Source organism: Aeromicrobium sp., assembly GCF_036675695.1.
In the GTDB taxonomy this organism is placed as follows: domain Bacteria; phylum Actinomycetota; class Actinomycetes; order Propionibacteriales; family Nocardioidaceae; genus Aeromicrobium.
This window is the reverse complement of record NZ_JAKFEL010000234.1, coordinates 1-8,920: the sequence shown is the minus strand read 5'-3', so window position 1 is coordinate 8,920 and position 8,920 is coordinate 1. Positions and strand designations below refer to the sequence as shown.

Here is an 8,920-nt window from a genome sequence, read left to right as displayed (position 1 = left end):
CACCCATCACTTGGATCGTCCGGCACGTACCTGCCGGTGAAGGGATTAACCAGCATGTCCTCAGTAACGTTTGACAAGACCACCCGAATCTTTCCGGGTCAGGATCGCCCAGCAGTCGACAAGCTCGAGCTGCACGTCGAGGACGGCGAGTTCCTCGTCCTCGTCGGACCATCAGGATGTGGCAAGTCCACGTCTCTGCGTATGCTCGCCGGACTCGAAGAGGTCGACGAGGGACGCCTGCTGATCGGTGACCAGGACGTCACCGAACTGCCGCCCAAGGATCGCGACATCGCGATGGTGTTCCAGAACTATGCGCTCTATCCGCACATGACAGTCGCCGAGAACATGGGCTTCGCGCTCAAGATCGCCGGCGCGAGCAAGAGCGACATCGCTGAGCGCGTTGCCGACGCCGCCAAGATGCTCGACATCACCGAGTACCTCGGCCGCAAGCCCAAGGCGCTCTCCGGTGGTCAGCGCCAGCGCGTCGCCATGGGCCGCGCGATCGTACGTTCACCGCGGGTGTTCCTGATGGACGAGCCGCTGTCCAACCTCGACGCCAAGCTCCGCGTCCAGACGCGTACGCAGATCGCCCAGCTGCAGCGCCGGCTCGGCACGACCACGGTCTACGTCACGCACGACCAGGTCGAGGCCATGACGATGGGTGACCGCGTTGCCGTGCTCAAGGACGGCATCCTGCAGCAGTGCGCGGCGCCACGTGAGATGTACGACCGCCCTGCCAACCTGTTCGTCGCGGGATTCCTCGGATCGCCGAGCATGAACCTCATGGAGCTGCCGATCACCGACGGCGGCGTACGTTTTGGCGACACGGTCGTTCCGGTCGCGCGGGACACCCTTGCCGGTGCCGATGCGAAGACTGTCACTCTGGGCATTCGCCCCGAGAACCTCGAGCTGTCCACTGCGGGGCTCCCCCTTGAGGTTGACGTCGTCGAGGAACTCGGCGCCGACGCATATGTCTACGGACGTGCCGACGTCAGCGGTGCTGGTGTCGACGGGCAGACGATTGTCGCGCGGGTGGACTGGCGCAAGCCACCGACCAAGGGTGAGCACATCTTCCTTGCGCCGACTGACCCCACGGCCATCCACCTCTTCGCGACTGAGACCGGACACCGCCTGAGTTGAAATTGACAATGATTCCCAAGTAGTTGAGAATCATTGTCATGAAGAAGCCCCTCGCCCTGCTCGCGGTCGTCCCACTCGTTGCCCTCCTTGCCGCTTGTGGTGCGGGCGCGAAGGACGATGGGAAGACCTCGGTCGTCGCATCGTTCTACCCGTACGCATTCATCGCCGAGCAGGTCGGGGGCTCCTTCGTCAACGTGCAGAACCTCACCGCCCCCGGTGCTGAGCCGCACGATCTCGAGCTCAAGCCCAAGCAGGTGGCCGCCGTACAGGAAGCCGACCTGGTCATCTACCAGGAGCACTTCCAGGAAGCCGTCGACACCGCCGTGGACCAGGCCTCGCGATCCAAGAAGAACACGATCGACGTGGCCTCGCTCATCACCCTCGACGCAGCGTCCGAAGACGGCGAGGAACACCACGACGAGGACGGTCACGATCACGAGGAGGACACCGATCCGCACGTCTGGCTCGACCCCCAGAACATGCGCGTCATCACCAATGCCGTCGAAGGCCAGCTCTCCAAGACGGACTCAGCCCACGCAGACGAGTACCGCGCGAACGCCGACCGGCTGCTCACCAAACTGGACAAGCTCGGCGTGCAGTTCCAGGAAGGCCTCGCCAACTGCCGCACCCGCACGATCGTGACAAGCCACGCCGCGTTCCACTACCTCGCCGCGCAGTTCAACCTGACCCAGGTGCCGATTGCCGGCATTGATCCGAGCAACGAACCGTCTCCCTCCCAGCTCGCCGACATCACCAAGCTCGTGCGCAAGGACGGCATCACGACGATCTTCACTGAGGAACTCGTGAGCCCCGCGATTGCCGACACGATTGCCAGAGAGACCGGTGCGAAGACCGCTACGCTCGACCCCATCGAGGGACTGTCAGATGACACGAAGGACGAGAACTACGTGACGCTGATGGAAAAGAACCTCGCGACTCTGCAAAAGGCGAACGACTGTCAATGACAAAACCCCTGGTCGCGCGTGGCGTCACGGTCTCTTTCGAGGGCCGTGACGTTCTGCGTGGTGTCGACCTCGAGGTGGGCGAGGGTGAATTCGTTGCGCTGCTCGGATCCAACGGCTCGGGCAAGTCGACGCTGGTGCGCGCTGCCATCGGGCTCGTGCCGATGAGCGCTGGAACCGTTGAGCTGTTCGGCACTCCCCTGGCTGACTTCCGCGAGCGGCGACGCCTGGGCTACGTACCGCAGCGGTCTCGCGCGGTCGCTGGCGTGCCCGCGACCGTACGCGAAGTCGTCGCCAGCGGGCGTCTGGCCTATCGCCCGTATGTCGGGCGCAACTCCTCCACCGACAACGCTGCCATCGCCGCGGCCATCGCCCGCGTGGGATTGGCTGACCGCAGTCGCTCCGCGCTCGACGAGCTTTCGGGCGGTATGCAGCAGCGCGCCCTGATCGCCCGAGCGTTGGCGACCGAGGCGGAGCTGCTCGTGATGGACGAGCCCACCGCCGGAGTCGATCACGAGAACCAGCAGGTGCTCGCCGAGCTGCTGGGTGGGCTCGTCAAGGAAGGCGCCTCCATCCTTCTCGTGGCGCACGAGCTCGGACCTCTCCGACAGTTGATCGATCGCGCCGTCGTACTCGATGCCGGCACGGTCGTGTACGACGGGCCCGTCGACGGCGTCGTGCACGAGGACCACTCGCACGTGCACCACCACGAAGTGCGTGAGCGCAACCCCGGCGTCCCCGGCGAAGGGGTGATCTGATGTTCGAGTTCCTCGACTACAAGTTCATGCAACTTGCGCTGGCCGCGGCGGTGTTCACCGGGCTCGCAGCACCTGCGATCGGCACATTCCTCGTTCAGCGCCGCCTCGCCCTGCTCGGCGACGGCCTCGGACATGTTGCGCTCACCGGCGTCGCCCTCGGAATGCTGACCGGCATCGCTCCCGTCATCACCGCCGTGATCGTCGCCTCGATCGGCGCAGTCGTGATCGAACTGCTCCGTATGTACGCGCGCACCAGCGCCGATGTTGCGCTCGCCATGCTGTTCTACGGCGGTATCGCCGGCGGCATACTGCTGGCGGATCTCGCCGACGAGAGTGCAGCCAACCTCAACACGTACCTGTTCGGATCGATCACGACGGTCTCCAACACTGACCTTGCCGTCGTCGCAGTGCTCGGAATCGTCGTGATCGCACTTTCGGTCGGACTGTCGCCGCAGCTGTTCGCGGTGTGCCAGGACGAGGAGCACGCCAGGGTCAGTGGAGTGCCGGTTCGCGTCTACAGCATCCTGATCGCGATCCTCGCTGCCGTCACCATCACTGTTGCCATGCGCACGGTCGGCTTGCTCCTCGTATCGGCGCTGATGGTGGTCCCGGTGGCCGCGTCGCAACAGCTCACCCGGAGCTTTCGCACCACCCATTTCGGCGCGATGGGCATCGGGCTCGTCGCTGCTGTTGGCGGAGTCGTCGCCAGCTACGAGATCGATACCCAGCCCGGCCCAACGATCGTGATCCTTGCGTTGGCGATCTTTGCCGTCGCCGCACTGGTCGGCACGGTGATGAGGCGCTCCCGCAGCCGTCGGCGACGAGTAGATTACGCGTGAGGAGTATTCATGGTTGAAGCACCGCGCAACACCCGTCAACGACGTGCCGTCGTGGCGATCCTCAACGACCTCGATGGGTTCGCCAGCGCTCAGGAGATCCATGACGCGCTGACCAAGCGCGGCGACTCGGTCGGCCTTTCGACGGTCTATCGCAGCCTCCAGGTGCTGGCCGAGTCCGCCGAGATCGACGCCCTCCGCAATGACGAAGGCGAAGTCCTCTACCGGCAGTGCAGCGCAGGACACCACCATCACCTCGTCTGCCGCTCCTGCGGCCGTACGGTCGAGGTCGAGGGTCCGACGGTCGAGCGCTGGGCAGACAAGATCGCCGAGGAGAACGGCTTCCGCGACGTGTCGCACACGCTCGAGATCTTCGGCACCTGCAACGCGTGCGCATGAGCCACAGCATTCATACGGTCACCGGCGACGCTCTGACGGCACAGGACGTCTACGACATCTGGAAGATCCGCGATGCGGTGTTCGCGTTCGAGCAACACGTCGAGGACACCGATCCCGATGGGCGTGATCTCCTCCCCACGACAACCCACATGTGGCTGGCCGATGACCAAGGACCGACGAGCTATCTGCGCGTTCTGGACGACGGACACGTGCACCTTGGGCGGGTCTGCACTCGCCGGGATCAGCGCGGCCTCGGGCTGGCGGGGCGGCTCATGGCTGAGTCCACTCGCCTGTGGGGCGACCGCGAGATCGTTCTCAACGCCCAGTCACACCTTGAGCAGTGGTACGAATCGTTCGGCTACTCGCGTTCGGGCGAGGACTTCGACGATGCCGGAATCCAGCACACCCCGATGATTCGCCCTGCCCAATGAGCGAACTGTCTAGCCCGCCTGGATCACGACGTTGACCGCCTCGGTCACGTCACCCTCGATCGTCGTCCCGTAGTCGTTGAGCGCATCAGCGGCGGCCTGGAACTGCGCCGCGTAGCTGAACGAGAAGCTCTTCCGGTCGTCGATCCGATTGGCGAGCAGCGTGGCCTGGTCGACGACGTATTGCGCGGCGTCATGGATCGTGGCGGCAAGCCGCTCCTGGCCCTTCGGGACCGGTACGGCGTCGAAAGCATCGCGAGCATTCGCGAACGCCGGGATCAACCGGGATCGCACCACTCCACTGCTGGTGATGACACTGGCCCCGACGTAGTCGGTGGCGCGCATCTCGAGCAGCTTGCGAGCCTCGGCGATGAACCGCTCGGCAACCTTCGCTTCCTTGAGCTGGCGTCCCAGCCGTTTGTACGGTCCGAGCAACGTCGACCGCACATCGATGGCCTCGCGATACGTCGAGGAGTTCTGCCGCCCGTACGCCGACGTGCTCGGCAGCTTCGGCGGTTTGGCGGTGGCCGAGTCGAGCGCACGTGTGATCTCGTCGAGCTTGGTGGAGTCGGCAGCCTTGATCGCCTTGGCGACGCCTGCCTGGAAGTCTGCTGCGGCCGACAGGTAGTCCCGACCGATCGCCTCTGCATTCGCGACTTGCTCGTCCTGACGCTGGTTCTGCGTAATGACCAGGCCACCGATCGCCGCGCCAACCAGAAGGGTGATCAGCACCGGCAGTGCCATCGCTGCCCTACGCGCACTCATGTGGCCAACGCTAGCGAGGGCGTGTCTGCCCTAGTGGTCAATACGCGGATCCACGCCGTGCTTGCGCAGCCCGTACGTGAACGCGTCCACGAGCGACTCCCACGAGGCCTCGATGATGTTGGCTCCGACGCCGACCGTGACCCAGACGTCCTTGCCGTCGGTCGTCTCGATCAGTACGCGAGTGATGGCGTCAGTGCCGTGTCCCTGGTCAAGGATGCGTACGCGGAAGTCGATCAGGTGGAATCGGGCGACATCGGGATAGACCTGCTCGATCGCCTGCCGCAGAGCGTGGTCGAGGGCGTTGACAGGACCATTGCCCTCGCCGATCACAGCGAGGCGCACTCCCCCGGCGGTCAGCTTGACCGTCGCTTCGGACACCGCTTCGTCGCCACGCGTCGACTCGGCGAGCACTCGCCACGACTCGACGTCGAAGTACGACGGGCGAGCGCCCTCCATCTCTTCTGCGAGCAGCAGCTCGAACGATGCGTCGGCAGCCTCGAACGTGTAACCGTCCTGCTCCATCTGCTTAACCCGGTCAGTCACCCGGGCGAGCCGCTCGGCGTCGTTGGCGAGGTCGTAGCCCAGCTCCTTGCCCTTGAGCTCGATCGTCGCGCGACCGGCCATCTCCGAGACGAGCAGTCGCATGTCATTGCCAACCAGCGCCGGGTCGATGTGCTGGTAGAGGTTGGGATCGACGCGGATCGCGCTGGCGTGAAGTCCCGCCTTGTGGGCGAATGACGACACTCCCGTGTAGGGCTGGCGGGCCGACGGCGGGTAGTTGGTGATCTCGGCGATCGCGTGAGCGATGCGGGTGGCTTCGGCGAGCTTGCCCTCAGGCAGCACCTGCATGTCGAACTTGAGTTCAAGGTTGGCGACACAGGTGATCAGGTCGGCGTTGCCCGTACGTTCGCCGTAGCCATTGATGCAGCCCTGCACGTGCGTGACGCCAGCCTGCACTGCAGCCATGGAGTTCGCGACGGCGCAGCCGGTGTCGTTGTGCGCGTGAATGCCGAGTCGTGCGCCCGTGGTTGCGACATCGGTGACGATCTCGCTGACCCAGTGCGGCAGCATTCCGCCGTTGGTGTCGCACAGGATGACGACTTCGGCGCCGGCGTCCGCGGCAGTCGCTGCCACCTCAAGCGCGTAGTCGCGGTTGGCGCGGTAACCGTCGAAGAAGTGCTCCAGGTCGACAAAGACCCGCTGACCTTCTTCGCGCAGGTGGGTGACGCTGTCGCGGACCATGGCGAGGTTCTCGGCGAGCGTCGTACGCAGCGCCAGCTCGACGTGACGATCGTGGCTCTTGGCGACGAGCGTCACGACGGAGGCACCTGACTCGCGCAGCGCAGCGACGAGCTCGTCATCGGCGGCGACGCCGTCAGCGCGGCGGGTGGCACCGAACGCGGCCAGTGTGGCGTGCTTGAGGTCGAGCTCCTTCGCGGCAAGTGCGAAGAACTCGGTGTCCTTGGGGTTCGAGCCGGGCCAGCCGCCTTCGATGTAGCCGACTCCGAGATCGTCGAGATGACGGGCGATGTGCATCTTGTCCTGCACCGAGAGGTTGAGCCCCTCCTGCTGGGCGCCATCGCGCATCGTCGTGTCGTAGACGTGAAAGTCGCTCACGTGCTGCTTGCCTGCGCTCACTGGTCAATCCTTCGTCGTGTCGTCTCGGTCAGTCCAACAGCTGCATCCACAAAAAATGCCCCCCATGGCAATGGGAGGCAGCGCGTCGGGCGTAGATCTAAAGCCCGGCGCGCCTGTCGATAATGATCGAGATGATCGTCATGTCGCTCAGTCTAGACTGAGCGATCTATGAGCGCCAGACCCGTACCGGTGCCGACCATCGTCACGATCGCGTACGTCGTGCTGACTGCCGAACCGCTCGACCGCGAGGATCTCGTCCCCCTCCCCGACCGGTCGCTGCTCCGTCTACGCGGGAGCGCGGTGAATGACCTCGACCGGATGGGGGATCTGCCATTTCAGCGCATGGTGTCCCGCTCGGTCGGTCCAGGGGCAGCACGTCTTGCCGCCGACGAAGCGCTGGGCGAAGCGCTCCAGCTCGCCCAGCTGCATGACGGACTCGTACTCGACCTCCAGACACCACGCGTCGTCGACACCGGTTCGACTCCTCGCCCAGCAGCGGAGATGTTCACCTTCGAGTACGACCTTCAGGATCTCGGCACGATTCGCACGCACGGCCTCAACGTCATCGGCTTGCCCGAGATCATTCTCCGCGGGGTGCCCGAGGACGAGCGGCGCCTGTACGACATGGTCGTGGTCGGGCTGGTGCATCGCCTGCTCGACGAGTGGCCCGAGCACGACCCCGTCGGACCGGCGCGGGTCACGCTGGGCGACATCACGGCGGGCTACGAAGGCGGAGACTCCAACCAAACCGAGCAGGGCGTTGACGTACTGATCGACTACGACGCACAGCTCCCGGCGCTGACCGTCGAGGTCATGACCAGCCCAGGAACGGCGCTCTTCTAGGACGCGCCCTACGCCTTTTTGGCTTTGGGCGCGAGGTTGGCCAGCGTCTCAGGCTTGAGAATGGCCTCCAGCTTCTCGCGCGGCAGCAGTCCACGTTCAAGTACGAGCTCCGCGACGCCGCGCCCCGTGGCCAGCGCCTCCTGGGCAACCTCGGTCGCTGCGGCGTATCCGATGTACGGGTTGAGCGCCGTGACCAGGCCGATCGAGTTCTCGACCTCGGCGCGCAAGTGCTCCACATTCGCGGTGATGCCGTCGACACACCGCTTCGCCAGCACCAGAACTGCCTCGCGCAGTCGGGCAAGACCTGCTGACAGCGAGTAGCAAATGACCGGCTCGAAGGCGTTGAGCTGCAGCTGACCGCTTTCAGCTGCCATCGAGACCGTGACGTCCATACCGATGATCTGGAAGGCGACCTGGTTGACGACCTCGGGGATGACGGGGTTGACCTTGCCGGGCATGATGCTCGACCCGGCTTGTACGGCGGGGAGGTTGATCTCGTTGAAGCCTGCTCGAGGACCAGAGGACAGGAGTCGCAGGTCGTTGCAGATCTTCGACAGCTTCACCGCAACGCGCTTCAACGTGCCGGAGTGCTGGACAAACGCTCCGCAGTCCTGGGTCGCTTCGATCAGGTCGACAGCACTTTCGAGAGGGAGGCCCGTCAACTTGGCCAAGTGGTCACACGCCGCGGGCACATACCCCGCTGGCGCGTTGAGCATCGTGCCAATCGCGGTAGCACCGAGGTTGATTTCGTGAAGCAACATCACCGACTCCGAAAGGCGGGCGCGATCCTCGCCGATCATCAACGAGTAGGTGCGGAACTCCTGGCCGAGTGTCATCGGCACAGCGTCCTGAAGCTGGGTGCGGCCCATCTTGAGTACGTCGTGGAACTCGTCGGCCTTTGCCGCGAACGAAGCCTCAAGCACCTCCATCGCGTCGAGCAATGCATGCGTCGCCATGATGATCGCGATCTTCACTGCGGTCGGATAGACATCGTTGGTCGACTGGCTGAGGTTGATGTGCTCGTTGGGGTGGATCGTGTCGTAGTCGCCCTTCTTGTGCCCCATCAGCTCAAGAGCACGGTTGGCGATGACTTCGTTGGCGTTCATGTTGGTCGACGTGCCAGCGCCTCCCTGCATGACGTCGACGACGAA

General features: G+C 64.6%; 10 protein-coding genes. 7 read left to right on the top strand and 3 right to left on the bottom strand.

Annotation, left to right across the window (positions count from 1 at the left end):
- Nucleotides 1-54 precede the first annotated feature (54 nt).
- The 6 genes from V6M39_RS15520 to V6M39_RS15495 are packed head-to-tail and all read left to right on the top strand — an operon-like array spanning nt 55 to nt 4,526.
- Nucleotides 55-1,140, top strand: a complete 1,086-nt coding sequence (locus V6M39_RS15520) for an ABC transporter ATP-binding protein (protein ID WP_332644719.1) — start codon at nt 55-57, stop codon at nt 1,138-1,140.
- A gap of 38 nt (nt 1,141-1,178) precedes the next feature.
- Entirely contained in the window at nt 1,179-2,105 is a 927-nt protein-coding gene (locus tag V6M39_RS15515) for a metal ABC transporter substrate-binding protein (RefSeq protein WP_332644718.1), read from the top strand.
- Complete coding sequence (locus V6M39_RS15510; RefSeq protein ID WP_332644717.1) at nt 2,102-2,860, top strand: metal ABC transporter ATP-binding protein; 759 nt, start codon at nt 2,102-2,104, stop codon at nt 2,858-2,860. Before V6M39_RS15515 ends, V6M39_RS15510 begins: the two co-directional genes overlap by 4 nt.
- Complete coding sequence (locus tag V6M39_RS15505) at nt 2,860-3,699, top strand: metal ABC transporter permease (protein ID WP_332644716.1); 840 nt, start codon at nt 2,860-2,862, stop codon at nt 3,697-3,699. The genes V6M39_RS15510 and V6M39_RS15505 overlap by 1 nt, the downstream gene beginning before the upstream one ends.
- 9 nt (nt 3,700-3,708) lie before the next feature.
- Nucleotides 3,709-4,095 (top strand): Fur family transcriptional regulator, encoded by a 387-nt coding sequence (locus tag V6M39_RS15500; protein ID WP_309971111.1) that lies wholly within the window; start codon nt 3,709-3,711, stop codon nt 4,093-4,095.
- Nucleotides 4,092-4,526: a GNAT family N-acetyltransferase gene (locus V6M39_RS15495; RefSeq protein ID WP_332644715.1), complete on the top strand. Its 435-nt coding sequence runs from the start codon at nt 4,092-4,094 to the stop codon at nt 4,524-4,526. Before V6M39_RS15500 ends, V6M39_RS15495 begins: the two co-directional genes overlap by 4 nt.
- 9 nt (nt 4,527-4,535) lie before the next feature.
- Here the strand turns inward: V6M39_RS15495 and V6M39_RS15490 are convergent, their stop codons facing one another.
- Together V6M39_RS15490 and cimA are read right to left on the bottom strand one after the other, a co-directional pair.
- Nucleotides 4,536-5,288: a hypothetical protein gene (locus V6M39_RS15490; RefSeq protein ID WP_332644714.1), complete on the bottom strand. Its 753-nt coding sequence runs from the start codon at nt 5,286-5,288 to the stop codon at nt 4,536-4,538.
- Nucleotides 5,289-5,318: 30 nt separating this feature from the next.
- Nucleotides 5,319-6,926 (bottom strand): citramalate synthase, encoded by a 1,608-nt coding sequence (cimA, locus tag V6M39_RS15485; protein WP_332644713.1) that lies wholly within the window; start codon nt 6,924-6,926, stop codon nt 5,319-5,321.
- Between the two features lie 168 nt (nt 6,927-7,094).
- Here cimA and V6M39_RS15480 point away from each other — a divergent pair, with 168 nt between their 5' ends.
- Entirely contained in the window at nt 7,095-7,769 is a 675-nt protein-coding gene (locus V6M39_RS15480) for a hypothetical protein (RefSeq protein ID WP_332644712.1), read from the top strand.
- An 8-nt stretch (nt 7,770-7,777) separates the two neighbouring features.
- On the opposite strand, the gene V6M39_RS15475 is transcribed toward V6M39_RS15480, so the two are convergent.
- A partial coding sequence (locus V6M39_RS15475) for an aspartate ammonia-lyase (protein ID WP_332644711.1) occupies nt 7,778-8,920 on the bottom strand: 1,143 nt, incomplete at its 5' end.

Bases quoted from the DNA above. Each gene is read 5' to 3' on its own strand.
- V6M39_RS15520 (WP_332644719.1), top strand. From the start codon at position 55: ATGTCCTCAGTAACGTTTGACAAGACCACCCGAATCTTTCCGGGTCAG.
- V6M39_RS15500 (WP_309971111.1), top strand. From the start codon at position 3,709: ATGGTTGAAGCACCGCGCAACACCCGTCAACGACGTGCCGTCGTGGCG.
- V6M39_RS15505 (WP_332644716.1), top strand. From the start codon at position 2,860: ATGTTCGAGTTCCTCGACTACAAGTTCATGCAACTTGCGCTGGCCGCG.
- V6M39_RS15495 (WP_332644715.1), top strand. From the start codon at position 4,092: ATGAGCCACAGCATTCATACGGTCACCGGCGACGCTCTGACGGCACAG.
- V6M39_RS15490 (WP_332644714.1), bottom strand. From the start codon at position 5,288: ATGAGTGCGCGTAGGGCAGCGATGGCACTGCCGGTGCTGATCACCCTT.
- V6M39_RS15515 (WP_332644718.1), top strand. From the start codon at position 1,179: ATGAAGAAGCCCCTCGCCCTGCTCGCGGTCGTCCCACTCGTTGCCCTC.
- V6M39_RS15510 (WP_332644717.1), top strand. From the start codon at position 2,102: ATGACAAAACCCCTGGTCGCGCGTGGCGTCACGGTCTCTTTCGAGGGC.
- V6M39_RS15480 (WP_332644712.1), top strand. From the start codon at position 7,095: ATGAGCGCCAGACCCGTACCGGTGCCGACCATCGTCACGATCGCGTAC.